18 protein-coding genes and 1 pseudogene are annotated in these 26,280 nt (G+C 66.4%); 7 read left to right on the top strand and 12 right to left on the bottom strand.

Annotated elements, in window-relative coordinates; all coding sequences use genetic code 11:
* Positions 1-26: 26 nt before the first annotated feature.
* A complete protein-coding gene (locus KVT39_RS01520; RefSeq protein WP_217587267.1) occupies positions 27-1,820 on the bottom strand; it encodes an adenosylcobalamin-dependent ribonucleoside-diphosphate reductase in 1,794 nt (597 codons plus the stop codon).
* 55 nt (positions 1,821-1,875) lie between these two features.
* Here KVT39_RS01520 and KVT39_RS37825 point away from each other — a divergent pair, with 55 nt between their 5' ends.
* The 7 genes from KVT39_RS37825 to KVT39_RS01485 all read left to right on the top strand — a co-directional run bounded on the left by KVT39_RS37825 (position 1,876) and on the right by KVT39_RS01485 (position 8,015).
* The gene (locus KVT39_RS37825) at positions 1,876-2,040 is read left to right on the top strand and encodes a hypothetical protein (RefSeq protein ID WP_243712270.1); all 165 of its coding nucleotides are present in this window, start codon (positions 1,876-1,878) and stop codon (positions 2,038-2,040) included.
* A gap of 117 nt (positions 2,041-2,157) precedes the next feature.
* Positions 2,158-2,946, top strand: a complete 789-nt coding sequence (locus tag KVT39_RS01510; RefSeq protein WP_131946816.1) for a polysaccharide deacetylase family protein — start codon at positions 2,158-2,160, stop codon at positions 2,944-2,946.
* Positions 2,939-4,186: a putative glycoside hydrolase gene (locus tag KVT39_RS01505; protein WP_131946815.1), complete on the top strand. Its 1,248-nt coding sequence runs from the start codon at positions 2,939-2,941 to the stop codon at positions 4,184-4,186. Before KVT39_RS01510 ends, KVT39_RS01505 begins: the two co-directional genes overlap by 8 nt.
* Positions 4,141-6,510, top strand: coding sequence for an exo-beta-N-acetylmuramidase NamZ domain-containing protein (locus tag KVT39_RS01500; RefSeq protein ID WP_368858901.1), 2,370 nt, complete (start codon positions 4,141-4,143; stop codon positions 6,508-6,510). The genes KVT39_RS01505 and KVT39_RS01500 overlap by 46 nt, the downstream gene beginning before the upstream one ends.
* Before the next feature lie 336 nt (positions 6,511-6,846).
* On the top strand, positions 6,847-7,311 hold the full coding sequence (locus KVT39_RS01495; RefSeq protein WP_217587251.1) for a hypothetical protein: 465 nt from the start codon (positions 6,847-6,849) through the stop codon (positions 7,309-7,311).
* Between the two features lie 13 nt (positions 7,312-7,324).
* Positions 7,325-7,474: a hypothetical protein gene (locus KVT39_RS37820; RefSeq protein ID WP_243712269.1), complete on the top strand. Its 150-nt coding sequence runs from the start codon at positions 7,325-7,327 to the stop codon at positions 7,472-7,474.
* A 91-nt stretch (positions 7,475-7,565) separates the two neighbouring features.
* Positions 7,566-8,015, top strand: coding sequence for a CBS domain-containing protein (locus KVT39_RS01485; RefSeq protein WP_217587928.1), 450 nt, complete (start codon positions 7,566-7,568; stop codon positions 8,013-8,015).
* 516 nt (positions 8,016-8,531) lie between these two features.
* Here the strand turns inward: KVT39_RS01485 and KVT39_RS01480 are convergent.
* The 11 genes and pseudogenes from KVT39_RS01480 to tssB all read right to left on the bottom strand — a co-directional run.
* A pseudogene (locus KVT39_RS01480) lies at positions 8,532-9,167 on the bottom strand (helix-turn-helix domain-containing protein); the annotation flags it as partial.
* A 184-nt stretch (positions 9,168-9,351) separates the two neighbouring features.
* The gene (locus KVT39_RS01475; RefSeq protein WP_217587242.1) at positions 9,352-13,911 is read right to left on the bottom strand and encodes an RHS repeat-associated core domain-containing protein; all 4,560 of its coding nucleotides are present in this window, start codon (positions 13,909-13,911) and stop codon (positions 9,352-9,354) included.
* 14 nt (positions 13,912-13,925) lie between these two features.
* Entirely contained in the window at positions 13,926-15,191 is a 1,266-nt protein-coding gene (locus KVT39_RS01470; protein WP_217587240.1) for a hypothetical protein, read from the bottom strand.
* A 15-nt stretch (positions 15,192-15,206) separates the two neighbouring features.
* Positions 15,207-17,411 (bottom strand): type VI secretion system tip protein VgrG, encoded by a 2,205-nt coding sequence (gene tssI, locus KVT39_RS01465; protein ID WP_217587232.1) that lies wholly within the window; start codon positions 17,409-17,411, stop codon positions 15,207-15,209.
* Complete coding sequence (tssH, locus tag KVT39_RS01460; RefSeq protein ID WP_217587224.1) at positions 17,408-20,059, bottom strand: type VI secretion system ATPase TssH; 2,652 nt, start codon at positions 20,057-20,059, stop codon at positions 17,408-17,410. The genes tssI and tssH overlap by 4 nt, the downstream gene beginning before the upstream one ends.
* A 12-nt stretch (positions 20,060-20,071) precedes the next feature.
* A complete protein-coding gene (gene tssG / locus KVT39_RS01455; RefSeq protein ID WP_217587221.1) occupies positions 20,072-21,178 on the bottom strand; it encodes a type VI secretion system baseplate subunit TssG in 1,107 nt (368 codons plus the stop codon).
* Positions 21,175-23,046, bottom strand: coding sequence for a type VI secretion system baseplate subunit TssF (gene tssF / locus KVT39_RS01450; RefSeq protein ID WP_217587201.1), 1,872 nt, complete (start codon positions 23,044-23,046; stop codon positions 21,175-21,177). Before tssF ends, tssG begins: the two co-directional genes overlap by 4 nt.
* A gap of 4 nt (positions 23,047-23,050) precedes the next feature.
* Positions 23,051-23,608, bottom strand: a complete 558-nt coding sequence (gene tssE / locus KVT39_RS01445; protein WP_217587199.1) for a type VI secretion system baseplate subunit TssE — start codon at positions 23,606-23,608, stop codon at positions 23,051-23,053.
* Between the two features lie 26 nt (positions 23,609-23,634).
* Positions 23,635-24,126: a type VI secretion system tube protein Hcp gene (locus tag KVT39_RS01440; protein WP_027791618.1), complete on the bottom strand. Its 492-nt coding sequence runs from the start codon at positions 24,124-24,126 to the stop codon at positions 23,635-23,637.
* Positions 24,127-24,174: 48 nt separating this feature from the next.
* Positions 24,175-25,683 carry a type VI secretion system contractile sheath large subunit gene (tssC, locus tag KVT39_RS01435; protein WP_105393408.1) on the bottom strand — a complete coding sequence of 503 codons (1,509 nt, stop codon included), beginning with the start codon at positions 25,681-25,683 and terminating at the stop codon, positions 24,175-24,177.
* Positions 25,676-26,230, bottom strand: coding sequence for a type VI secretion system contractile sheath small subunit (gene tssB / locus KVT39_RS01430; RefSeq protein ID WP_034179510.1), 555 nt, complete (start codon positions 26,228-26,230; stop codon positions 25,676-25,678). The genes tssC and tssB overlap by 8 nt, the downstream gene beginning before the upstream one ends.
* Between the last annotated feature and the right edge of the window lie 50 nt (positions 26,231-26,280).

The following is a 26,280-nucleotide window of genomic DNA, read 5'->3' as shown; positions in this document are numbered from 1 at the left end:
ACGCTTCCGGCCGGCAATCGTGTCGTTCAGCAGTTGATACAGACGGCGCCGTCGCGCTGTTGCGCGGCGTCATCGGTGACGACCGACGCGAGCTTCGGATCGGGCCGGAACACCGTGATCCCCTTGAGCCGCTCGCGCCACGCCAGAAAGAACAGTTCGTCGACCTGGGAAAGCGAACACTGGCCGGGCATCGTCACGGTCTTCGAGATGCCGGCGTCGACGCAGGGCTGCAGCGCAGCGAGCATCGCGACATGATCGGCCGGTGCGATATCCGCCGCGGTGACGAAATAGTCGGGCAGCCGGACATTGTCGCCATGCAGTTCGCGAAACAGCCGGTAAGCGTGATTCTCGACACGAAACGGACGGACGCGTCCGTCCGTGGTGCGGACCATTCGACGCTGCGTCCAGCCGACGGCCGGTTCGATCCCGTTCGAACAGTTGTCGCAAAACGCGAGACTCACGCTGCCGGCCGGCGCGAACGACAGCAGATGGCTGTTGCGCAGCCCGTGCCGTGCGATCGCGTGATGCACCTTCAGCGGCAGGAGCATGCGGTTTGCGGGGCCGGCCAGATAGGCGGCCGGATCGTAGGCCGGAAACGCGCCGCGCTCGGCGGCAAGCGCGGCCGATGCGGCAAACGCATGCTCGCGCATCGTCAGCGCGATACCGCGCGCAAACGCGCGCGCTTCGGCGCTGTCATAGCGCAGCCGCAGCATCGTCAGCGCATCGCCAAGCCCCGTTACGCCGACACCGATGCGCCGCTTCCGGTGCGCCTCATGCTCGTGCGCGGCGAGCGGCCACGCGGTGAGGTCGAGCACATCGTCGAGCATGCGTACCTGGATACGCACCGCGTCGGCGAGCGTCGCGAAGTCGAAGCGCGGCTTGCCGTCGACACCGAACGGGTGGTGAACGAAGCGCGACAGGTCGATCGGCCCCAGCACACAGCTGCCATGGGACGGCAGCGGCTGCTCGCCGCACGGGTTCGTCGCGTCGATCCGCTCGTGTTCGCGCAGCGGATTCGCGTCGCGGATCGTATCGAGGAACAGCAGTCCGGGCTCGGCGCTGTCGCGCGCGGCGTTGACGATCTCATGCCACAGCGTACGGGCCGGAACCGTCGCGTAAAGGTAACGCCCGTCCGGCTGCCGGGACGGTGCGCCGGACGCGCAATAGCGCGGCGCATCATGGACGAGCGCCCACGGCCGGTCGTACGCGACCGCCTCCATGAACGCGTCCGTGATGCCGACCGACAGATTGAACGTCGACCAGCGCGATCGTCCGCGCTTGGCCGTAACGAACGCGACCAGGTCCGGATGATCGCATCGCAGCACACCCATTTGCGCGCCCCGGCGCGGACCGGTGAACGGCAGCGCGCGGCACATCGCATCGAAGCGGTCGATTGCCGCGCACACGCCTTGTTCGGATGAGAGACGTCGCTGGTAAGCGTCCGCGGGCGGCACCGGCGAGAAGTCGTAGCCGATTCCGCCCCCCATCAGCAGCGTGTGCCGTGCGTCGTCGAGTGCGCGCTCGAGCGCTGCGTCGATGGCCTGCACGGGCATCTCGGCTGGAATCTCGAGTGGATGGACGAAGCAGTTGATCATCGTTCCGCCCGTCTGCGCGCCTGCGTTCGCGAGGATGCGGCCGGCGCCGATCGCCCCGCGCATCAGATTCAGAAAGAACGCGCGCTCGGCCTGCATGCGAAGCTCCGCCGGTTCGGCGAGCGACAGCGCATGGGCGACGCGCCGGAATACGGCCGCGTGGGACGTTTCGCCGGACTGCGCATAGCGTTCGGCGAACACGGTGGTGCAAAGCGACTGCTCGTCCATGGCGAGGCTCCGCGACGGCGAATGATTCACTGTAAGGGCCTGCCGGCACGCGTCGTTGATCGAGCGCAATCCGGCGCCTTTGCGGCATTGCTTGACCGCCGTCAACGCTGCGCCCGCGCTGGCGGCATCGGCTGCTTCGGTCAAGCATCCCGGCACGGCGCTTTGCACACGCGCCGATGTCGAGCGGATTCATGCCGAACTGGTTGCCGAAGCAACCTGACGCGGATGCCGCCAGGCACGTGCGCGGTATCGTCGTCGTGCGAACGGTTGTTGACCTGGCTCAGCGAGCGCGCGGCGCGATCGGGAAGAATAGGGCAGCGATTCCCCGAGGTGCGCCATGGTCTTACGCTTGATCGTCTGTCTGTTCGTTCTGTCGTGCGTGCTGCCGGCCGCGTCGGCCGACGCCGTCGTGCCGGCGCCGCAACGCGTGCTGATTCTCGTCTATCACCGGTTTGCAGCGGAGCGCCTGGATTCGATGACGGTGCGTACCGAGACATTCCGCAACCAGCTGCATGCGATCGAGGCAAGCGGCTATCGCATCGTGCCGCTCGCCGACGTGGTGCGCTGGCATGGCGGCCAGACGGATGCGGTGCCGGCGCGGGCGGTCGCGATCACGGTCGACGACGGTCACCGTTCCGTCTACGAGATACTGCGCCCGTTGCTGGCCCGGCACCCAATACCGGTCACGCTGTTCGTCTATCCGTCGGCAATCTCCAACGCCAGCTACGCGATGACGTGGGACCAGCTGCGCGCGCTTGGCGGATCCGGCGGAGTCGACATCGAGTCCCATACGTACTGGCATCCGAATTTTCACACCGAACGCGCCCGGCGCACCGCGGACGACTACCGGCGCTTCGTGTCCGTCCAGTTGAGCCGCTCCCGCGAACGGCTCGAGTCCGAAACCGGCAAGCCGATCCGGCTGCTGGCCTGGCCATTCGGCGTCCACGATGAAGAAACCGACCAACTGGCCGCTCGCGAAGGTTATGTCGCCGCCTTCACGCTCGGTGCGCGTCCCGTTCGGCTCACGGACCCGGCAATGGCACTGCCGCGTTATCTGATGACGGATGCATGCGACGCACGATGCATGAACGGATTGCTGCAAACCGCCGGGGGAAGCCATGATTGACCGCCTGATCGCCTGCGTCCTGCTGTTGCTCGCCGGTTTCGCCGCGCAGGCGGCACCGGTGGCGATCACGGTCGTCGATGCCACGAACGGGCACCCGCTGGCCGGTGCGATCGGCTATGCGTCCGGCGTGAGCCGAACCGCGGACGGCGACGGAGCGTTTTCACTGGAAGTCGAGACGACCGGTACACGCTTGAGCGTGCGTGCGCCGGGCTATGCACGAACCGAAGTCGAACTGACGGCGGCCGGGGTCACGCATACGATTCGCATGACACCCGTGCGTCCGAAAGCGGTCTACCTGTCCGCCTATGGCATCGCGGACCGTACGCTGCGCGACGCGGCGCTCGCGCTGCAGGGCCGCACGGCAGTCAACGCGTTCGTGATCGACGTGAAGGGCGATCGCGGAATGACCCCTTATCGCAGCGCGGCACGCGAAGCGATCGGCGCGGCAAGCGATCCGGCACCGCGCGTCGCCGACCTGGCGGGCCTGATCCGCACGTTTCATGCGCGCGGGTTGTACCTGATCGCCCGCATCGTCGTGTTCAAGGACGATCCGCTCGCGGCTGCCCGCCCGGACTGGGCGGTGCGCGATGCGGCCGGCGGGATCTGGCGCGATCGCGAGCATTTGCGATGGATCGATCCGACCGTGCAGGCGGCGTGGGCACACAACTTCGACGTCGCGGAAGAGGCGGCGAAGCTGGGTTTCGACGAGATCCAGTTCGACTACCTGCGCTTTCCCGATGCGAACAACCTGCGCTTCAGCGAGCCCAATACGGAAGCGAACCGCGTGGCCGCGATCACGGGATTCCTGGCGGGGGCGCGCGAGCGGCTGCGGCCGTACAACGTTTATGTGTCGGCCGACATCTTCGGCTACGTGTGCTGGAACGAGGACGACACGCACATCGGGCAACGGCTTGGCGCATTGGGCGGGGTGGTCGACTACATTTCGCCGATGCTGTACCCGTCGGGCTTTACATGGGGCTTGCCCGGCTGCCGCAAACCCACCGATCATCCGGGCGAGATCGTCGAACGTTCGCTGACCGAAGCGATGCACCGCACGGGGCTCGCCGGCGTGCGCTTTCGGCCCTGGCTGCAGGCGTTTCGCGACTACGCGTTCGACCACCGGGAATTCGATGCGGATGAGATTCGCGCGCAGGTCGACGCCGCGGATGCGGCCGGCACGGACGGATGGATGCTGTGGAATCCGCGCAATCGCTACGATCCCGCTGCGCTGCCGCGCTGACCGGCGCGCTGCTGCTCGCGCTGGCGCCCGTCTGCGCGCGGGCGGAAGTCGACCCGGCCGCGGCGCTACCGCCGGCCGCCGCGATCGACGCAGTCATTGCCGCCGAGATTGCCGATCGCCATCTAGCCGGCGCGGTCGTCGTGACGGGCGATGCGGACGGTGTGCGCGTACGTGTGGCCCGCGGCTTTCGTGTGACGGGCACGGCCGTCGAAGCGATGACGGCCGATACCGTTTTCGATCTCGCGTCGCTGACGAAGCCCGTGGCGACGGCCGTCGCCGTCATGCAGCTCGCGGAGCGCGGGGAGCTCGATCTCGATACTCCGGCCGCACACTACTGGCCTGCGTTCGCCGCGCGCGGCAAGGCGGACATCACGCTTCGGCAGTTGCTCGCGCATACGTCCGGGCTGCCGCCCGGCGTGTCGTCGTCTCGCGCGCTGCGCAGCCGCGCGGCGGTGCTGGCCGACATCGTCGCGATGGCGCCCGATGCGCGGCCCGGCGCGCGCGTACGGTACAGCGACGTCAACTACGTAGTGCTCGGCCAGATCGTCGAGCGCGTGTCGCGACGGCCGCTCGACGCGTGGTGCGCGATGCACATATTCGCGCCGCTCGGCATGGCGAGCACGGCGTTTCGGCCGCCTGCGTCGTTGCTGGCGCGCGTCGCGCCCACGGTCGTCCGGGATGGCCGCCTGATCAGGGGCCGGGTGCACGACCCGATCGCCGCCGCGATGGGCGGCGTGGCGGGCAACGCGGGCCTGTTCGCGAGCGCGGACGATCTCGCGCGCTTCGCACGCATGCTGCTGAACGGCGGCACACTCGGCTCGGCACGCGTGCTGAGCCGCGCCAGCATCACGACGCTCGAGACGCCGGCCACGCTCGATGCCGAAGGCGACCTGCGCACGACCGGCTGGGCAGTCGCGGCGCCGCTCGTCGCGAACCGCTACCGGCTGCCCGCGGTCGGCGCGCTGCAGCATCTCGGCTACACGGGCACCGCCCTGTGGATCGATCCGGTGACGCGTCGCTTCGCGGTCGTGCTGACGAGCCGGCTGTATCCCGATGAAACCGGCACCGCCGCGCCGTTGCGCGAGCAGGTGCTCGGCATCGTATCGAGCGGGGCGGGGCCCTCGACGTTGCCGCAGATCGCCGCGCGCGCACCGACGATGGCCGAGGCCGTCGCCCGTAGCGGCCGGCTGCCGGCATCGCACGGACCGGTGCTGGCCGGCATCGACGTGCTCGCGGCGGACGGATTCGCGGCCGTGGCCGGCAAGCGCATTGCGCTGATCACGAATCGCAGCGGCTTCGACCGGTTCGGCACGCGCACCGCCGACCTGCTCGCGCACGCGCCGGGCGCACGGCTCGTTGCGCTGTTCGCGCCCGAGCACGGGCTCGGCACCGACGTGGACGAAACGTTCGGCGACACGATCGATGCCGCGACCGGCGTGACGGTTCACAGCCTCTACGGCAGCCACCGCCGGATCGCCCCCGAGTTGCTCGCCGATGCCGACGTCCTGGTGATCGACCTGCAGGATGCCGGCGTACGCTTCTTCACTTACCTGGCCACGCTTGGTTATGCGCTCGAGGCGGCGGCTGCCGCGCATCGTCCGGTGCTCGTGCTGGACCGTCCGAATCCGCTGGGCGCAGACGTCGTCGGCGGCCCGGTGGCGGATCCGGGGCCGCGCACGTTCACCGGCTATTTCCCGCTGCCGCTTCAGCACGGGATGACGATCGGCGAACTCGCGCGCCTGTTCAATGACCGGCTGCGAATCGGCGCCGCGCTCACCGTGGTACCGATGGCGCACTACGCGCGCGCGATGCGCTTCGACGCCACCGGGCTGGGCTGGGTGCCGCCGTCGCCGAACCTGCGCGATACCGGCGCGCTGTCGCTGTATCCCGAGACGGGGCTCGTCGAAGGTGCGGCGCTCAGCGTCGGGCGCGGCACCGCGATGCCGTTCGGCGTGGTTGGCGCGCCGTGGATCGACGGCCATGCACTCGCCGACGATCTTCGTGCGATGCGGCTCGGCGCGACCTTCGCGCCGGTTCGCTTCGTGCCGGCGGAAGGACCTTATCGCGGTGTACCGTGCGACTGTGTGCGCATTGCGCGACTGCCCGGCGCGGCAAAACCCGGCGAAATAGGGCTCGCACTTGCACTCGTTTTGCACCGTCGGTATCCCGGACTGTTCCGTATCGACGCGATTCGCGCGTCGGTCGGTTCGCGCGAGGTCGCCGACATGCTGGAAGCGGGGCGGCCGCTCGACGACATCGAACGGGTCGTCGACACGCAGACGGCGGCGTTCGCGCAAGCGCGGGCGGCGTTTCTGCTGTACTGAATCCGCCGCGCGGGCGCGTCGTTTGATACGCGCCGACGTAGGGCGAGTGCATTCAGCCGAGTGTCAGGATAGGGTGCGAACGGCAATCCGAGGTGCTGCGCCAGGATCCGTCGCATGCTGTCCGCTTTCGTAAGACAACACCTCCATTCGCACTTTCGATTTTATCGACGGTGACACGCGGACCTGCTCGCCAGCAGGGCCATGCGATCAACGTGACACTCAGGTTCGTGCGAAGGCGCTTCGTCTGGAGTTTGGGTGCATCCCGATCACCTTCGATCGATTGCTGACCTGCATCAAGAACGATTGGCCGACAAGCGCGAACATTGAGCGTTGTGCGTGGCGGTCAAGATCGACGTCGACACGGTTTCGTCCCGTTTGCGTCTTCACGTTCACAATACGGATCACATCATGCCCTCGACTTTCAAGGACACGGCCAATCACCCGATCATTTCCCGCTCGGGATCTGTCGCGCCTCATGGCGAACGGCCTGCCGATACGAATGCAGACAGGCTGTTGAGCCCCCATGAAATCGCGATCATGATGGTTCTCGCGAGCGAGCCGCGGTGCCGACCGGGCGACCCTGCCGATCTTTACTGCCTGGCCGAGCGTGGTCTCGTTCGGCTGGATACGACGTCGATAGCGGAAGCGCACGCCAGCCTGTCGACACACGGACGCCGGATCGTCCTGCGCCTCATTGAACCGGGCCGGACGGATCAAAGCCGCGGCGAGGCCGTAACGGCCGCGCGTCGGGCGACGCCGGTCGCGACATCTACCGCGCGCTCGCACGGGCTTTCACACTGACCTGCATCAATTCTTGCCGGCGGTACTGCGCCTAACGTTGTTTTACCGGATGCGAAAAGGAGCCGACGATCATGATTCGCTGAGCGAACGGCAGCTTGTGTTCGATGCCGCCTGGCAGGCGCCGGGCGTGCGCGAAGTCGTCGATCGACTGTCGATCGCTTGATCGGTCAGGAGCAGGACAGACGTTGATCGACGGTCAAGGATGTCCGAGCCGCGGTGACGATTTGCGTCGCCCGGGACAACCAGGAGATGACATGAATGCTGCGATGCTCTGCACTCGCGATGTCGCCACGTGTTTCGCAACGATCACGGTCGTCGAGGCAGCCGAACGGATGCGCGATGCGCACGCTGGCGATCTGGTCGTGGTGCGTGAACGGGAAGGGCACCTTCTGCCGGTCGGCATGGTGACCGACCGCGACATCGTGCTCGCCGTGGTGAGCCCGGACGCGGAGGCGGGTGCGCTGTTCGTCGGCGACATCATGTCGGAACCCGTCGCGATCGCAAACGGCGACGAAGATGTCTGGCTGCTCGCAAAGCGCATGCGGCAGCATGGCATACGCCGGCTTCCGGTCGTCGGCGACGAGGGCCAACTGGTCGGCATCGTCACGCTCGACGATCTGTTGCGTGCTGCCGCGGCGTTGCTCGACGAGTTGCGTCTCGTCGCGGCACGTCAGCCGTATTTCGAGGAGAAGCAGCGTGGGTAGCGCGCTCCGGCGCGCTTTCCGCTTTCCGATGCCGCGCCGCTGGCTTGCCGGCATCGGTCTTTGCGTACTGCTGTCGAGTGCCGCTACGTGGATCGGCGCGATTTACGACCACCCGATCAGCACGGCAATCGTTGACGGAATGAATACGGCGGAATGCGCGTCCGTGGGACAGCTGCGGGCAGGATCATTGCTGACTTCACCGATACCCGAGCACGACGTGTGCATGCCGCTTTTCGTTTATCGCGCGTCGTATGCCGACGCAGCGAGCAACGTGACGTCTTATCGCGCATGGATACTGGAGCAGCGCGTCGCAGAATTCTGGCGACTGATCGGATACGTGTTGCTGCTATCTGCAGCAATCTCGGCCGTCGTCGCGGTCTCGGCGGTGATCGTTCGTCGGCTGAGGTGACGGAGCGTGAAGGGCGGGGTATGGGCGCCGGGAAACCGGCAGGGACCGCACGCGGCAATGAACGGAGAATGGCGGTGGTGCAGCTCGGGCTGCGAAACGCGCTTGTGCTTGTCGCTGTCGGGCGCCCCAGGTTTGCCGTGCCGTTCGATGTACGCGCGCGTCGCTTCGAAGTAGCTGAAGGTCGATTCCGTCTGCGTGAGGTGCAGCATCATCAGCCGGCTCGTCGCGTCGTCCACATACACCGGCAGCGTGCAGGCTGGCGCCCGCTCCTCGAACCACCGATGGTCGTTGCCGTCGATCTGGATCAATTCGCCCAGGCATGCCCGGCGCGCTTGCGGCAGATAAATCTTCGGCGGTCGCTGCCGGCGCGGCACCCATAAACCTGCCTCCGTCATCAGCTTCCTAACCGTCTCCTTGGCCAGCCGAATGCCGTGACATTCCCAGAGCTTCTCGCAGGCCAGCGTCGGCCCAAAATCGGCGTAGCGATCGTGGATGATCGACAGCGCCCGGTCGGCGGCTCCTGGGTCCAGCCGACGATTGCCGGGCTTCGATCGGTGTCCCGATACCAAATCCGCCGCGCCGTATTCCCGAAGCCGGGCGACCAGCCGGCGAATCTGCCGCGTCGTCAATTCCAGCCGTTCCGCTGCACGCCAAGGCTTGAGCTTGCCGTCTGCGACGTCCTGAATGACCTTGAATCGGTCCAGCTCGCGCATCGTCATCGTGATCCGCTCCGTTGCAGCCATCGCAGCCTCCGGCGCCGGATACCCGGCGACCGGTCAGCTTACGCGGCCCGAAAGCGGACATTTCTATGTAGCCAAAAGCGGACATTTCAATCTAGCCACTACAAGCAAAAAATTCGATAATTCACGTTATGTCAACTAATATAGTCGTGGCGACGTGCATTACGGAGGCTGCACAACCCCACGATTACGGCGGCGCCCAGCCGATGCTCTTCGGCGCATTTGCGACCGTGCCAGTGGGTAAATGTCCGTACAATTCCCATTCCTCGGCCGAGCGCGTATGGACTGGAACCCCGCCGATTTCGATGATGCCGTGGCGAGTCACGATGACACCATGCTTTTCGCCGAACCAGTTGTCCATTTGATTTTCCCAGGCATCTTGCAGCCCGAGGCGTTCCGGCTCTCCGGAATGCTTGCTTGTAACGTGACCGGCTTCGATTGTCGGACCGTTCGCCCAGTTGATCAGGTCCTCATGCTTACGTGAAGGTGGCCGCGTGAATGCCTTGAGTTCGTTTCCCTGCGCGTCGCGCGCGAGAAGGAACCGCAGCGGATGGTTCGCTTCGGTCCAGATCTTTTCCAGTGCCCATTTTCTGAAATCGCTCTTGCAGTCCGTGCCAAGCGGATCGATCCATGAATACGGGTTCGGCGCATACATGTATGGGTTTTGCCCTCCTTTGAGACCAATCGGGTCCTGGCTGACAAAGCTTCCGGTAGCGGGATCGTAGTAGCGATACCGGTTGTATTGCAGACGCGACTCCTCGTCGAAATACTGTCCCTGCAACCTGAGCGGCTGCGTCATTGCCTGGGCGCTGACGCATGCTTCCGCGCCTCCTGTCGGGCCGTAGCGCGTTTCCCAAACACGCCCTCCCTGCAGATCATGCAGTCGCACGGGTGCCCCGTTGGGATCATTCAGGAAGAGATAGGCCGCCCGGGAGTGCGGCAATGCATGTCCGGATGTCCGTGCAGACGCGACATCTGCCGTCCAGTCGCAGTGCACCGTTGCCAGCGGCCGAAACGTCTCCGGGTAGTAGACCCATTCACGCGCAAAAGCACGTGCCGGTGTCTGCCCGGCCGGATCGCCAGGCTTGCCATCTCCTGTGGTGTACTCGCCCACGAGCGCATTGCCGTCCCAGAAGAAGCGACTGGTACGGAACGGCTGCAGTGGATCTTCCTTGCCGGCCGGCCCGACATGTACTGTTTTGCGCACGCGTCGCTGGAACGGATCGTATTCGTACCGTGCTTGGATACGCGCCTGCGTTCCCGCCATGTCGGCCGCCGCCGATCGTATCGCCACCGTTTCCTCCAGTTGACCCGCAGCGTCCCAACGCAACGTCAGGTCCTGTGTGGCGTCATGTCGGCGGATCAGGTTGCCCACGCGGTCGTAGGCCAGATAGTGGCCATCGAATTCGCCTTCGCGGACCCACTGCGTCGCATTGCTGCCGATCGCCGTGCGGCGTTCGCAAACACGCGTCTTCAGTAGGTCGCCCGTTGAATCGCGAAGCAATCGGCGCAGACGCCCCCCGGGATCGAGGTGAGTTGTCAGACGCCCCATCGGATCGTAATGAAACTGCTCGACGTTGTCGTGAGCGGTCCGCCTTTCAACCATCTCGCCATTCGCATCATGCACGTACTCGCATGCGAACAGCACGTCGGTGGCCGTCCGCAGTGTCTGCGACGCAAGCTGGCCACCTGCCTCATGCGACAGTTCGCGCCACAAGTCCGTGCCCAGATGTTCAGTACGGATCCGGCCGAGCGAATCGCGTTCGAGGACGACCGGTGGTGCATCGTCGATCCGGATCGACGTGACCGCGTTCAATGTGTCGTACTCGTAGCGCACGACATGCTCGACGACCTCACCGCCCGCAGCGAATCGGGTTTTGCGTTCGATCCGGTTGCCGGATGCGTCATAAGTGCTTGCGATCGTGAAGATATCGCCCTGCGTATCGTCGCTCTGACGTTCCTCGATTACCCAGCCATCCGCGTCATAGCAAAATTCGACGCGGCCGGCCGGATTCCGTGCCAGTACCAGATCGCCGTGCGGACCGTACGCGAAGCTGTCCGTGCGCACGCCGTCATCATGCCCGGGGGCTGTCGCACGTTTCTGAACGAGGCGGCCGGATCGGTCGTACCGGTATTCGATGGCCTGTCCCAGCGGATCGACGCTGTGGAGCAGTTCGCCTGACATCCCGTACCGGTAGCATCGCGTCTGCCCCCAGTAGTCCGTTTCCTCGACGATCCGGCCGACGGCATCGCGTTTGAATCGATACAGTTCGCCGCGTTCGTTGACGACGCCAATCAGCCGCTGCTCGGTGTCATACCGATACTCCACAACGCACCCGTCAGGCGCCACCCGCTTGCTGATCTGGCCCAGCGCGCCATACTCCAGTTGCGTGAGCTGGCCATTCGGATCGCGACAGTGCGTCAGGTTTCCGTCGACATCGTAAGTACAACGGATTTCCTGTCCACCCGGCTCGATTGCCCGCGTCAGGTTACCGTTTCGATCGTATTCGTAGCAGCTCACCTGCCCCATTGCACTGACGGTCTGGATGATATTGGCCCGTGCATCATGGAGGTAGCGGGTGCGCCGGCCGAGCGCGTCGGCGATTTCCGCCAGATTGCCATCACGATCGTAGTCGAAGTGCGTCACCGCTCCTCGCGGCCCCGTATGCGATGCAAGTTGCCCATGACGGTTGTAGTCGTATCGTGAGCTTGCGTGCCCGGGTGTGGTTTGCTCGATCAGCTTGCCGTGCTCGTCCCATGCATAGCGCCACTGCCTGTCGCCCGGGGCGGTCAGGCACACCGGTCGATGGTCCGCGTCGTACTCGGCACGCACAGCGCTCCCGTCCGAAAACGTATGGCCAAGCAAATTGCCGTACGCGTCATACTCCCATGTGGATGTTCGCGCTGCGGGATCGGTGACGCCGTTCGTGCGCCCGTGCGCGTCGTATCGGTAACTCGTTACCCCTCCAAGTGGATCGATCCGCACGACGGGCAGACCGCGCTCGTTCGTCTGCAGGATCGTTAGGTTCCCGATCGAATCGGTGATCCGCGTTTCGCGATGGTCGATATCGTAGGCAAAGCGGTAATCGAACAGTCCATCCTCGCCCCACGCCCGCTCGGCTCGCCACACTCCGTCGCGATACGGGCGATAGCTATAACTGAAAGAGATTCCGCGGGGGCTCGTGTGACGGACCATCCGATGATCGTCGGCATACGCGAATCGATGCGCCTGGCCCATGGCGTCGAGGGCTGAAACCAGATCGCGGTTGCGGTCGTGTTCGTAGCGGACGATCGGATGTCCGTGCCCCTCGCTGTCGACCAGCGTCAGCGCGGCGAGTTGGCCTGCGTGCGTGTCGCATTCGATCACGCGCCCGCTCGCCTCCTCGCCCTTCCACTCGACCACGCGCACGAGGCTGCTTTCCGGCCCGTACTCGAACGCCCAGGCATTCCCGTGGCGGTCGGTCATTCTGTTGAGAGGGAGCGCCAGCGCAGCGTTTTCCACAAGCTCCGTCACCGCGCGTTGCCATCCGGCGGGCAACGCGAATACATGTTCGATTCCGGTACGTGTGCGCAGGACGAGCCACGCGTCCCGTCGATACAGGGCATGGCCATATTGCCAGTCATGGACGTGTGCTGCCCATCCCGGTGCGTCCGGCATCGCATCGAAAGCGGTTGCGTGATCGGGGAAATACGCAGCGACCCCGACCGAATCTCCGTTCCGCGTCAGTTCGAGCCGGATGTCGGCGGGTGTCCGCCAACCGATCCCGACGGCGCCACAATGCTTATCGTGACTCGCGTAGTAGCGGTCCCAGACGAGCGGCAGGCGCCCTGTCACCGTGAAATCGTGCTGATGGACGATCACCTCGCCGGTGGTCGAATCGACGGGTTCCGCATCGAGCACCTTGCACCGCAAGAATCCCGATTTCAAATTCAGCTTGTCCGCCAGCGCCTTCGCCCACTTCGACCCTTGAAACGCCTTGAACAACCCCTTCGCCGCCGCAGCCATATTCATGACCGGCGGCCCCCCGACCATCACCGGACGCCCTGCCGGAATCGGCAGCATCACCGAACTCGGCATCGACGGATAAGTCCGCTCCGTATGCGCGCTGTTGTGACCGGGCGGCTCCATGCCGATCGACCAGCAGCTCAGCGCCGGCAGTGCCATGAACGACATCGGATCGTTGTTGGCCAGTACCGTCCGGCTACCCATGTACGACTCCGCGTCGTCCGAAGGGATGGGATCCGGCGCAGGCGGAGGTGCAAACGACTCCCCGAGCGGAAAATGCAACCCCGGAACGTGATACGAATGCGTCCCGACCGTGGCCCGCATCAAGCCGTTCACGAATATCGGCCTGCCGGCGGCGCCTCCCATTCCGACGCCTGCGCCGAGCACGCTTCCAATGCTGCTCTGTAGTGCCGCGGCTTGCTGCTCGAGTTTCAGCCCCTCCGCAACGATCGCGTTGTCCTGGATATCCGCCAGTTTTCCCGACGTGAACGCTGCCGCATCGTCGAGCTTCTTCACGACATCCGGATGGTCCTCGAGATACTCGGTCACCTTCTCCTGGACAATCGCCATCGCGATGCTGCCCACCACGCCTTTCGCAGCTTCGACGTATTCCCGCAGATCGAGCATGAACCCGACATGCGGATGCGGCAGGAATACGGGCGTCGGGCTCGGCGCGACCAATACGGAGTGGACATCGATCCCGACGACAGGATCCAGATGCTTGACCGCCAGCAGTCCCACGTCGCCCTCCCCGCTCAGCGTCCGCCACGCAACCCAGCGACCTTCTCGCTGAGCGCATTGCGCCGCCGGTCCATCGCACCCAACTGCGAGACCATCCACTCGACGACGAGCGGCAGGTTGCTGTTCGCGCGCATCGGCTCGTCGACCATCAACCCCGCATCGAGCGCATTGAACCCGGCCTCCAACGCATGCTCGCGCTCTCCCGCCCGCTCCCAGCACACGGCGCTCATGCGCCACGCCTCGACCGTCATCAGCCCGTCCTTCGCAGCCGTGGTCGATGCCGCCGCACGCTCATAGCAATACGCCGAGTGCGCGTAATCCTTGTGCGTCAGATGCACGCTCGCCTCGCCGAACAACCCGTTTGCAACAAGCTTGTGCCCCGCCGGATGCCCGGCCTCAACCGCACGCATCCCGCTGCTGGCCGCGCTCCGATACGCATCGATCGCGCGCTCCCGATCGCGCCACTTCAGATACGCAGCACCGGCAATCAAATGCACGACGACACACTGATCAAACCACTGCTCGCGTTCCGCGACCTTCAGCGCAGCCGCACGCAATTCTTCGAGCCGCGACGGGTTACCGCCTTCGATCGTCTCGGTCAGCATCACGAAATGCCGTCTAAACTCACCACTCGGCCCGCGCTCGCCCGATTCCGCCAGCAATTCGCGCGGCACGCTCGCCATCGAATACTTGCCCTGCACGACGCGCACCGAAGCCCGGTGCCGTTGCATCAGCGCTGCAAACGGCGCGATATCGATACGCGGCACGACAAAGCGCACGCGCTCGCCAAGCTGCGGAGCGACCGCAATGATCGTCAGCAAACCATCCATCCACTGCACCCATGCGGCGTCATCCCGCACTTTCGCCGGCTCCAGCACGAAAACCATCGACGGAAAAACATCCGGATGGTGCTGCATCAGGCTGTCGGCAACCGTGAACAGATACAGCAAAGGATTCTTGCCATCGTCGTACGGCGCTTGCCAGTCGGCTCGCACGCCCTGCGCATCGGACGCCTCACGCCGGCTGTCGTAGAACGCAATGAGCTCGTCCGTCAGCGCCTTCGCATAGCTCGATTCATTGACGAACGACGCACGCATCGTCCTGACCGCGCACGACGTCTCATCCTGAACCTGGAAATACAGCCGCACGAGCTGCGCATCCGTCTCGTCGGTCTGCCAGATCATCAATCGTGCGTCGCGTTCCTTCGCGAAACTCATCCAGTCCGTATGCGCGTCCATGAACCTGCACTCCACCGGATTGGTCGGCTGCCAGTTCTGCATTCGTGCGAACCTCCGTCACGGATTCAGTTTCAGGATCGTGCCTTCGACCGTATGCTCGCCCGTCGCCGACGACGTCACCGTCTTGCCGTTCACGCTGTGCGTGTCCGTGCCGGTCGATGCGACGTTGACACCCTGAATCGTGATCGTGCCATTGCTCATCATCACGATGCTCGACTTCCCGCAGACGAGCGCAAGCTGGTCGCCGGCATTGACGAGCACCTGATGCCGCACGCTCGTCGTATGGTTCGCGCCGACGCTGACGGTGTGTTCACCGCCGACCGTGAGCGTATGCGCGTTCGTAATCGTCGACGTGCGCGCACCGATTTCCTCGGTATGCGATGCTGCAACCAGCGTCTTCATGTCTTGCGATGTCGTTTGATAAAGCTGTCCGACGTTCAGCGTCTTGCCTTCGCCGATCGTTTCCGTCTTGCCCTTCGCAACCGTCTCGTTGTGAATGCCGCCGATGGTCGCATCGCGATTGGCGGCAATCGTCACGGTTTCGTTTTGTCCGACCGTCCGCGTTCGATTCCCGACAACCCCATGCGTCTCGTTCGCCCCAATCTGTGCAACCCGGTTCTGCCCGATATTCACCGTTTCGTTCTGCCCGACACTCCGTTGCCGGTTGTTCTTCACTTGCATCGTTTCGTCGTTGCCGACCGTATGCGTATGGTTGTTCCCGACAGAAAGCGAATGATCGGCCTCCGTCTCCGCGTCGAAATTCCGTTCCGCATGCATCCACAGCTGCTCAGCGCCCTTCTTGTCCTCGAAGCGGAACGCATTCGCATGCTCGGTCGTCCCGCCCGGCGACGACCGCGACAGCAGCCCGCTCTGCGTCGCACTCCCCGGCAGCCCCCACGGCGGCATCTTCTCGCCGTTATAAACACGCCCCGTCACGATCGGCTCATCCGGATCGCCGTTCAGAAAATCCACCACGACCTCATCGCCCACACGCGGAATCTGCACGCCCCCAAACCCACCGCCGGCCCACGGGCTCGACACTCGCACCCAGCACGACGAATCCTGGTTGCTCTGTCCATACCTGTCCCACCGGAACTGCAGCTTCACGCGCCCGTATTGATCGGTCCAGATTTCCTCACCCGGCGGCCCGACGACGGTCGCCGTCTGCGGCCCGTTGGTCCGCGGCCGCGACGTCTCACGCGGCGACCGGAACGGCAAACTCGACGGCTGCACGAGCATCATCGTCTGATGCACCACCGCCTCCGCGCCCTGATCGCTCGCATAAGCGTTCTCCTGAAAGCGGTACTGGCACCGCACGATCAGGTACTCGCGGTTCTGGTCGGCACGCGGGCAATGCGCGAGCGTAAACAGATAACCCGGCGCGGCGCCGCGCACATCCGTATCGGCACTCGCGCGTTCGTGCTCGGCCTGCTGTTCCTCGAGCCGCACGCGGCTGTAATGCGCGCCGGGCGCATCGTCGCGATAGCCGCCCGGCCACTCGAACGACGCGAAGCTGTCGTGATCGTGGCCGCGCGGATCGACCTTCTGCGATGAAAGATCGGCGCGCGGCTTCGTATAGTCGTAGTCGGTGGTCTGGTGCTTGCCGACGCTCACCTCCTGCGCAGGCAGCCAGCCGTCGATGTGCTCTTCGTCGGCGATCGCGGTGCGGTCGCGCGCGATATACGGAATCGTCTCGTAGCCGGGCAGCGCCGTATGCGACGACATCGCGTCGCTCAGCATCAGCGTATGCGTGTCCTCGGCGTGCCGGAACCAGTAATAGATGCCCTCGAACTCCATCAGCCGCGACACGAACGCGGCATCCGTTTCGTTGTACTGCACGCAATACTCGCGCGGCACATACGATTCGGCGAGGTGGTTCTCGATCGGAAAGCCGTACGTCGACAGCACCTCCTGCACGATCTCGGGCACGGTCTTGTTCTGGAAGATCCGGCAATCGGACCGGCGCGTCGCGAGCCACAGCCATGGGCGCACGACCAGCTCGTAGCCGTAGTGCCGCTCGGCACGCCTGCCCGCAAGCGATGCGCGCGCAACGATCCCGTTCAGGTAGCGCGTCGACTGGTCCTGCTGTTCGATGCGGACCGTCACGGGCTTGCCGAGCATGTCCTTCAACGACAGGCTGTGGCTGTCCGCCAGCGCCTCGATCCGGAATTCGAACAGCCGGCCGAGCTCGTCGCTGCCGTCGAGCGTGTGGAATTTCAGGTCGTCGCCGTGCGGGCTGTCGAGAGTGAATACGCGATTCACGTCGTTGCCTCCTCGTCGAACCGGTAAGCGAATTCGCCGTCGGCCGCGCTGACCTCGATCGACGACAACGCGCGGCCTTCGAGCGTGGCCTGCAGGATCGCGCGGCTGATGCGCGGCATCACGGTGTGCGTGAGGATCGCGTCGACCATCCGGCCGCCGGATTCGATCGTCCGGCAGCGCTCGACGATCAGCGCGGTCGCCGCATCGGTGCAGCGCAACCGGATGCCGTGATGCGCGTCGATCCGCTTCTCGATCCGCCGCAACTGCAACGCAACGATCCGCGCGAGCGTCGCATCGGTGAGCGGGTAATACGGCACGACGGTCAGCCGGCCGAGCAGCGCGGCCGGGAACACGTCGAGCAGCGGCGCGCGCAGCGCATCGGCGAGCGTCTGCACGTCGGGCAGGCGCTCGGGGTCGCGGCAGAGCTGCATCACGCGATCGGCGCCGACGTTCGACGTCAGCAGGATCACCGTGTGCCGGAAATCGATGTCGCGCCCCTCGCCGTCCTCCATCCAGCCCTTGTCGAACACCTGGAAGAAAATCTCGTGCACGTCGCGGTGCGCCTTCTCGATCTCGTCGAGCAGCACGACGCTGTATGGCCGGCGGCGCACGGCCTCGGTGAGTACGCCGCCCTGCCCGTAGCCGACATAACCGGGCGGCGCGCCCTTCAGCGTCGATACGGTATGCGCTTCCTGGAACTCGCTCATGTTGATCGTGATCGCGTTGTGCTCGCCGCCGTACAGCGTGTCGGCCAGCGCGAGCGCGGTCTCGGTCTTGCCGACGCCGGACGGGCCGCACAGCAGGAACACGCCGTGCGGCTTGGTCGGGTCGTCGAGTTTCGCGCGCGCGGTCTGGATGCGCTGCGCGATCAGTTCGACCGCATGCCGCTGGCCGACTACGCGTTCGCCGAGCGTATCGGCGAGCTTCAGCACGGCCTGCGTCTCGTCGCGCACCATCCGGCCGAGCGGAATGCCGGTCCAGTCGGCGACCACGGCCGCCACTGCGTGCGTGTCGACGGCGGGCAGCACGAGCGGCGCGTCGCCCTGCACGTCGGCCAGCGCCTGCTGAGCGGTCGCGAGGTGTGCCTGGATATCGGCGCGCGTGGCGGCGTCGAGTTCGCGCGACGGATCGTCGTCGAGCAACGCGGTGCGTGATTCGACGATCGCCGCCAATGCATTGCGTTCGGTTTGCCAACGCACGTCGAGCTGGTCGAGCGCGGCCTGCGCGGCGGCAATGTCCGACTCGATCGCGTCGCGCCGCGCGGCGTCGCCGGTGCCGAGCGCGCATTCGCGCCCGATCCGCTCCTGCTCGACACGCAGGCTGTCGATGCGGCGGCGCGCGTCCTCGATCGGCGCGGGCACCGCATGCTGGCTGACGGCGACGCGCGCGCAGGCCGTATCGAGCAGGCTGATCGCCTTGTCCGGCAACTGCCGGGCGGGGATATACCGGTGCGAAAGCGTGACGGCGGCCTGCAGCGCGTCGTCGAGCACGAGTACGCGGTGATGGGCCTCGAGCTTCGCGGCGAGGCCGCGCAGCATGGTCAGCGCGGCCGCTTCTTCCGGTTCGTGCACGTGCACGAGCTGGAAGCGCCGTGTCAGCGCGGGGTCCTTCTCGATGTATTGCTTGTACTCGGACCACGTGGTCGCGCCGATCGTGCGCAGCAGGCCGCGCGCGAGCGCGGGTTTCAGCAGGTTCGCGGCGTCGCCGGTGCCGGCCGCCCCGCCCGCGCCGACGAGCGTATGCACTTCGTCGATGAACAGGATCGCCGGACGCTCGGACGACATCGCTTCGTCGATCACGCCGCGCAGCCGGCTCTCGAACTCGCCCTTCACGCTCGCACCGGCCTGCAGCAACCCGATGTCGAGCAGGTACAGCGCGACGTCGCGCAGCGACGGCGGCACGTCGCCGGCAGCGATCCGCAGCGCGAAGCCTTCCGCGACGGCTGTTTTGCCGACGCCGGCCTCTCCGACCAGCAGCGGGTTGTTCTGGCGGCGCCGCAGCAGGATGTCGACGATCTGGCGGATCTCGGCGTCGCGGCCGACGACGGGATCGATCTCGCCGGCCCGCGCGCGGGCGGTCAGGTCGACGGCGAAGCGTGCGAGCGCCGAGTCGTCGGCGGGCGCGGCGCGCAACGCGTTGCCAGCCTTCGTAGCCTGCGCGGCCGGTTGTGCCTCGGGCGAGCCTTCGACGATCGATTCGAGTTCGTCGGCGAGCAGATCAGGCACGATGCGCTCGAATTCACGCGTGATACCAATCAGCACGTTACGCAACTGCGGTGTCTTCAGGATCGCGAGCAGCAGCACCGCGCCGCGAATCCGTGTCGCGTCGTATTTCAGCGTCGCATAGACCCACGCGCGTTCGACCGCGTCGTCGATGTGCACGGACAGGTCCGACACCGAGCCAGCGCCGCGCGGCAGCCGGTCGAGCGCGGCGACCAGCGCGCGGTCGATCACGGCTGCGTCGATGTCGAAGCGGCGCAGCACGCGCTGCAGGTCGCCGTCGGGCCGCTGCAGCATCTGCTTGAACCAATGCGCGAGTTCGACGTACGGATTGCCGCGCAGCCGGCAGAACCCGGTCGCCTGCTCGAGCGTCTCGTAGAGGAACGGATTCAGTTTTCCGAACAGGTTGACGCGGCCGATATCGGACATGACGGCTCCCGTTTAGGCGGTTTCGCGATGAAGGGGGGCACCGCCACGCCGCACGTCGTAGCGGACGACGAGGTCGCGCGCGGGGCCCGGTTCGAGACGCTGCCCGAGCCACGCGGTGCGGCCGATCCCCTGCCGCGCGCCGAGCGCGATCGCCGGCACCGCGTCGGCCGCCAGTTCGAGCTGCACGTCCCAGTCGAACTCGATGCCGACGTATTCGCGCACCCATTGCGCAAGCTGCCGCGCATGCGGGCCGCCCGGCAGGAAGCCGCGGTAGGCGTCGAGCGACAGCGGGCCGAGCACGATCCGGAAACGCGACTGCGCATCGCGCACCGCGACGCCGAGCGCGACGGCGCCGACACGCAACGTCGGCCGCGTCGCGCGGATCGTGCAGCGCTGCGAGCGCTCGATCGCGACCCACTGCGGCACGTGCTCGACGATGCGCACGTCGACGCCGAAATGCCGGCGCAGGATCTGCACGAGCCCTTCCGGGTTGCGTGTGTGCCGCACGAGATGGCCGGCATGGAAATAGCGCGCATGCGGCGCGAGCGTGTCGGCGGTTGCCGTGGCCGCAGCACCGGCTTGCGCGGCCGGCCTGTCGCCGTGCACCGCGCGCCCGATCAGGCTCGCGATATAGCCGTCGAACCGTGCGCGCTCCGGGCGATCGAGGCTCACCGTCGGCTGCGCGTCGGCCCACGCGCGGTAGAACAGCAGGATCAGCCGGTGATGGAACAGGTCCGCGAACGCGGCGAACGTCGGGTCGTCGTGCTGCGCCGCGCGCTCGTGCGCGTATTCGGTCAGGTGCGTCGGCAGCGGCCCGTTCGGGCCGAACAGCCCGAAACCGTGGATCGCGATGCGCGGCGGCGCGGCGCCGTTCTCGTGCACGCCGGCCAGCATCGACGCCGCGAATGCGAGCGACGGCTGCTGCCCGAGCCGCACCGGCTCGTCGCGCGGCCGCGCGGCATGGCCGAGCGGCGCGCGGCCGGGCGACAGCGCGTCGAGCCAGCGCAGCGCCTGGAACAGGTCGTAGCCGTGCGGCGCGGCCCGCAAGCGAGCCCACCACGCATCGCGGCGGGCGTCGGCGGCGGTCGGCTGCACGCCGGGCGTCGTGTCGCGTTTCATATCGCGGGCCGCCTGCCGATGCGCGCAGGCCAGTGCGCGAGCGTGCCGCGCTGCGCGCTGGTCAGCACGCATTCGGCGAATGCGTTGATCGACACGTGACGCGCGAAGAACTGTTCGAGCACCGCGCCGAGCAGGAACGGGCTGTCGCCGGAGAACGCATGGTCGTCGACGGTCACGTCGACCTGCACGCCGCGCCCGAACATCAGCGGCCCGAGCGCCGGCAGCCGGCGGAACACCGGCGAGAACGCGACGCGCTGCACGCCGTCGATCTGCCGGCGCATCGCGGCATCGGCCGGGTCGGCATGCAGGCCGAGCAACTCGCGCAGCGCATGCGCGCCCTCGTCGTCGTCGAGATCGGTCAGCGTGTGGCGTGCCAGGCCGAGATGGCGGATCAATCGCCACGCGGTTTGCGCGTCGGCGATCGGCGGGCGCGGCCGCGACGGGCCGCGGATCGCGACGATGCGCTCGACCGGGGCCGACACGCGCAGCGTGAACGTGTTCGCGTCGCCGGGCGGCTGCAGCAGCACGAGATCGCGGTTCGTGCACAGCGTATCGGCGGACAGGTAGCGCATCGTTTCGTCGTACGGCGCGCACTGGCTGTCGACGAGCGACACGTAGGTCTCGCTGCCGACATAGCCGGTGCGCGTGCCGTTCGCGCGCGCCTGCGCGGACACCAGCCGCGGCTCGCGCCGTACCGTGTAGTACGCGCCGTGGTTGCCGTCGTCGCCGGCGAACGATGCGTGAAACGGCCGGAATTCGCGCGACTGGCCGTCGTCGCGCTGCTCGCTTGCGAGCCGCTGCACCGCATAGACCTCGTAGTCGAGCGGCCGGCTGCGGTCGACGACGACATGATGCTCGCGCGCCCCCGGCTGCAGCGGAATCCGATCGGCGCGGCGCGCGAACAGGTTCACGGCCGGCGTGCAGTTCAGCGCGAGATGGCGCGCGTCGACGGCCGCTTCGAGCGCCGCGTCGTGGCGATCGAACAGCACGGTCAGCTCGCACTCGTCGCCGGTCGCGCGCGCGAGCGCGGCGCGCAGCCCGCCGATGCTGAAGAACAGGAAGCGCGCCGGAAACGCGAAATACTCGCGCAGCAGCCGGTAGCCGTGGAAGCTGCGGCCGTCGTCGGGCAGGATCGCCTGCGCCGGATCGAAACCTTCGTGGACGATCGCGTCGGCGTCGAGCGTATGCAGCCAGCGCGGCGGCTGGGCCGGGTCGTGACACACGACGCCGAGCGCATGCGCGGCGATCAGTTCGAGCAGGTGCAGCGCGTCGCGCTCGGGACCCGCGAGATGGAACGTCAGCCGGTCGAGCGGCAGTTGCGACAGCTTCGCACCGCCGCGCGCCTTCAGCCGGATGCGCAGCGCGCCGCGCACGTCCTGCCGCGCCGCGACGGCGCCGCGCGGCAGCCACGACGGCGCGCCGGTGACGGTCGCATCGGTCAGTTCGAGCGGCCACAGCGTCAGGTCGTGCGCGGTACGGAATTCGCACGCGGTCTGCTCGGACGCGGCCGGTCGCGCGCGCAGCGCGGTGCCGGCCGGCAGCCGCCAGCCCTGTGCGAGGCTGCCTTCGTTCATCAGCGGCGCGAACCGGACGATCGCCATCGACGGCAGCGGCGCGATATAGCCGGGATACACGGCGTCGAGCAGCGCCTGCGTGAAGCGCGGGAATTCGGCGTCCATCTTCAGCTGCACGCGCGCGGTGAGGAAGCTGAAGCCCTCGAGCAGCCGTTCGACGTACGGGTCGGGCGGCCCCGATTCATGCAGCCGCAGCCGCGCGGCGACCTTCGGGAACTGCTGCGCGAATTCGCCGCCGAGCTCGCGCAGGTAAGCGAGTTCGCGATTGTAGTAGTCGAGCAGGCGCGTATCCATCGCGTCAGGCCCCCGCCGCGGATTGCAGCGACATCGCGCCCGTTTCCAGATCGAGGTCGGAGCGCAGCACGAATTCGAGCGGATGCGGGATCGACCACAGCGTGCCGCGGATCTCGAACAGCAGCACGTTGTGGCGCCGTTCGCCGGCCCGGCCGCCCGGCGCGTCGATCACGCTGCGGACTTCGACGCTGTCGGGCGCGATGCGCGGCTCGAAGCGGACGATCGCATCGCGGATCGACGCCTCGACCGACATCCGCTCGACGCCCGACATCGGCTTGCCGACGAGCGGCCGCATCCCGTAGTTGAGCACCGACGCCTGCGCGTGCGCGAACGCCGACCAGTCGACGAAACCGTCCTCGGCGTTGCGCGTGTTGAGCAGCCACGCGAGATCGCGCAGCACGGCGGTGCGCAACCGCTCGGTGCCGATCCATTGCGCGCCGGGCGCTTCGGCCGCGCGCTGCGGCGCGTCGTCGGTGAGCCGGTCGAGCAACGCGGGCTGCAGCCGGTCGCGCAGGCTGCCTTCCCGGCCGTCGCGGCTGTCGCCGGTTCGCGGGTCGTCCATCGTCGTCTCCGTGCGTGCCCGCCCCGTCACATCTCGGTGTTTTCCTTGATGTTCCAGCCGACCGTCACCTCGGCGCCCTTGCCGCCGTTGTCGTTCTGCTGCCAGTACTGCTTCTTCACCTTCGCGGCCTGGAAGCCGTAATGCATCATCAGCCGGTCCGCGACGTCGCCCGGATCGATGCCCGCGACCTGCGCGGACGTGACGAGCACCTCCTGCAGCGTCACGCGCATGAACTCGACCTGCGTGCCGCCCGTCTTGCACGCCGAAATCTCGACCGACGACAAATGCTTGCCGTTCGCGCAGTTCTTGATGATCGCGGGCGCACCCTTGTCCATGTACGCGGCGACGACGAGATCGTTGAAGCTCGCCTTGCCCGCGTTGCCACCGCTGCCGCTCGCCATCGCGCCCGGCTGGCTCGCGCCCCACGTGAACGACTGGATGTCGGTCCAGCCCTTGTGCTGCGCGTCCGCCGATTCGCCGGTCACGCCGTCCACTTTCATAAACATTGCCACGCCCATTGCCGTCTCCGTTTCGGTTCGAGGTCAGGTTGAATGCCGTGTTGCAACTCATTCGTTCGCCGCTTTCGCGGTCGGCAGCCGCGAGATCAGCCGCAACGACACGGTGAGCCCTTCGAGCTGGTAGTGCGGTCGCAGGAAGAATTTCGACGTGTAGTAGCCGGGGTTGTCCTCGACCTCGTCGACGACCACCTGCGCGGCCGCGAGCGGCTTGCGCGCCTTGGTTTCCTGCGACGAGTTCACGGGGTCGCCGTCGACGTAGTTCATGATCCAGTCGTTCAGCCAGCGCTCCATGTCGTCGCGCTCGCGGAACGAGCCGATCTTGTCGCGCACGATGCACTTCAGGTAGTGCGCGAAGCGGCAGCACGCGAACAGGTAAGGCAGGCGGCCGGACAGCCGTGCGTTCGCGGTCGCGTCGGGATCGTGGTATTCGGCCGGCTGGTACAGCGACTGCGCGCCGATGAACGCCGCGAAATCCGAGTTCTTCCGGTGTACGAACGGCATGAAGCCGTTCTTCGCGAGTTCGGCCTCGCGGCGGTCGCTGATCGCGATCTCGGTCGGGCATTTCTGGTCGACGCCGCCGTCGTCGGTCGGGAACGTATGGCTCGGCAGCCCTTCGACCGCCCCGCCCGATTCGACGCCGCGGATCGACGAACACCAGCCGTACTGCTTGAACGAGCGGTTGATGTTCGCGGCCATCGCGTATGCCGAGTTTGCCCACGTGTAGCGGTCGTGGTTCGCAGCGTCGGTGTCTTCCTCGAAGTCGAATTCGTCGACCGGGTTGGTGCGCGCGCCGTACGGCAGCCGCGCAAGAAAACGCGGCATCGCGAGGCCGACGTAGCGCGAATCCTCCGACTGCCGCAGGCTGCGCCACGCCGCGTATTCGGTGTTCTGGAAGATCTTCGTCAGGTCGCGCGGGTTCGACAGCTCCTGCCACGAATCCATCTGCATCAGCTCCGGCGACGCGCCGGCGATGAACGGCGCGTGCGCGGCCGCCGCGATCTTCGACAGCTCGCCGAGCATCTCGACGTCGGGCGGGCTGTGGTTGAAATGGAAATCGCCGACGAGGCAGCCGAACGGCTCGCCGCCGAACTGCCCGTACTCTTCCTCGTAGATCTTGCGGAACAGTGGGCTCTGGTCCCACGCGACGCCCTTGTAGCGCTTCAGCATCCGCGCGACCTCGTTGCGCGACGCCGGCAGCGCCTTGATCTTCAGCAGCTCGTCGGTCTCGGTATGCGTGACGAGATAATGCAGGCCGCGCCACGCGCCTTCGAGCGTCTGGAACTCGTCGTGATGCAGGATCTGGTTGATCTGGTCGGACAGCTTCCGGTCGATCTCCGCGATGATCTGCTTCACGCTGCCGTACGCGTCGGTCGTCATGCCGACCGTATGTTCGAGCGCCTGCTGCGCGAGCGTGCGCACCGCGCGCTCCACCGATTCGCGCGCCTCGGCCGTCTTCGGCTTGAATTCCTTTTGCAGCAGCGCGGCGAACTCGTCGCGCTCGACGGCCGGCTGCGCGGCGTCGCGCGCATCGGCACGGGTTTGGACAGGGTCATTCATCGCGGGCCTCCGGTTGGGTCGCATCGCCGCGCTGCGCGGATTCGTGAGGATTGCGCACGAGCGTCTTCAGCAGGTCGGGATCGTTGATCGCGCGCTCGATCAGTTGTTCGGCGCCGTGCTTGCCGTCCATGTACGACAGCAGGTTCGACAGCTCGGTGCGCGCTTCCAGCAGCCGGCGCAGCGCGTCGACGTTGCGCGCGATCGCGGCCGGCGAGAAATCGTCGATCTGCTCGAACGTCATGTCGACGTTGAGCATCCCTTCGCCCGTCAGCGTGTTCGGCACCTGGAACGCGACGCGCGGCGCCACCGACTTCATCCGCTCGTCGAAGTTGTCGACGTCGATCTCGAGAAACTTGCGCTCCGGCAGATCCGGCAGCGGCTCGGCGCGCTTGCCCGCCAGGTCGGAAATCACGCCCATCACGAACGGCAACTGCACCTTGCGCTCGGCGCCGTAGGTTTCGACGTCGTATTCGATCTGCACGCGCGGCGCCCGATTGCGCGCGATGAACTTCTGTCCGCTGCCCGCTGCCTTGGTTCTGTCAGTCATCGTCCACTCCTTCACGTCGATCAGGTCGATCAGGTTGCTCAGTACGTTGC

This window comes from Burkholderia sp. GbtcB21 (assembly GCF_019091065.1).
In the GTDB taxonomy this organism is placed as follows: domain Bacteria; phylum Pseudomonadota; class Gammaproteobacteria; order Burkholderiales; family Burkholderiaceae; genus Burkholderia; species Burkholderia pyrrocinia_C.
The sequence above is the reverse complement of the archived record's forward strand: the minus strand, read 5'-3'. Positions and strand labels throughout refer to the sequence as shown.

Coding starts and splice junctions, on each gene's coding strand:
- KVT39_RS01485 (WP_217587928.1), top strand. CDS start 7,566: ATGAATGCTGCGATGCTCTGCACTCGCGATGTCGCCACGTGTTTCGCA.
- KVT39_RS01470 (WP_217587240.1), bottom strand. CDS start 15,191: ATGCAGAACTGGCAGCCGACCAATCCGGTGGAGTGCAGGTTCATGGAC.
- tssB (WP_034179510.1), bottom strand. CDS start 26,230: ATGACTGACAGAACCAAGGCAGCGGGCAGCGGACAGAAGTTCATCGCG.
- tssE (WP_217587199.1), bottom strand. CDS start 23,608: ATGGACGACCCGCGAACCGGCGACAGCCGCGACGGCCGGGAAGGCAGC.
- tssF (WP_217587201.1), bottom strand. CDS start 23,046: ATGGATACGCGCCTGCTCGACTACTACAATCGCGAACTCGCTTACCTG.
- KVT39_RS01510 (WP_131946816.1), top strand. CDS start 2,158: ATGGTCTTACGCTTGATCGTCTGTCTGTTCGTTCTGTCGTGCGTGCTG.
- KVT39_RS01505 (WP_131946815.1), top strand. CDS start 2,939: ATGATTGACCGCCTGATCGCCTGCGTCCTGCTGTTGCTCGCCGGTTTC.
- tssC (WP_105393408.1), bottom strand. CDS start 25,683: ATGAATGACCCTGTCCAAACCCGTGCCGATGCGCGCGACGCCGCGCAG.
- KVT39_RS01440 (WP_027791618.1), bottom strand. CDS start 24,126: ATGGGCGTGGCAATGTTTATGAAAGTGGACGGCGTGACCGGCGAATCG.
- tssG (WP_217587221.1), bottom strand. CDS start 21,178: ATGAAACGCGACACGACGCCCGGCGTGCAGCCGACCGCCGCCGACGCC.
- tssH (WP_217587224.1), bottom strand. CDS start 20,059: ATGTCCGATATCGGCCGCGTCAACCTGTTCGGAAAACTGAATCCGTTC.
- KVT39_RS01520 (WP_217587267.1), bottom strand. CDS start 1,820: ATGGACGAGCAGTCGCTTTGCACCACCGTGTTCGCCGAACGCTATGCG.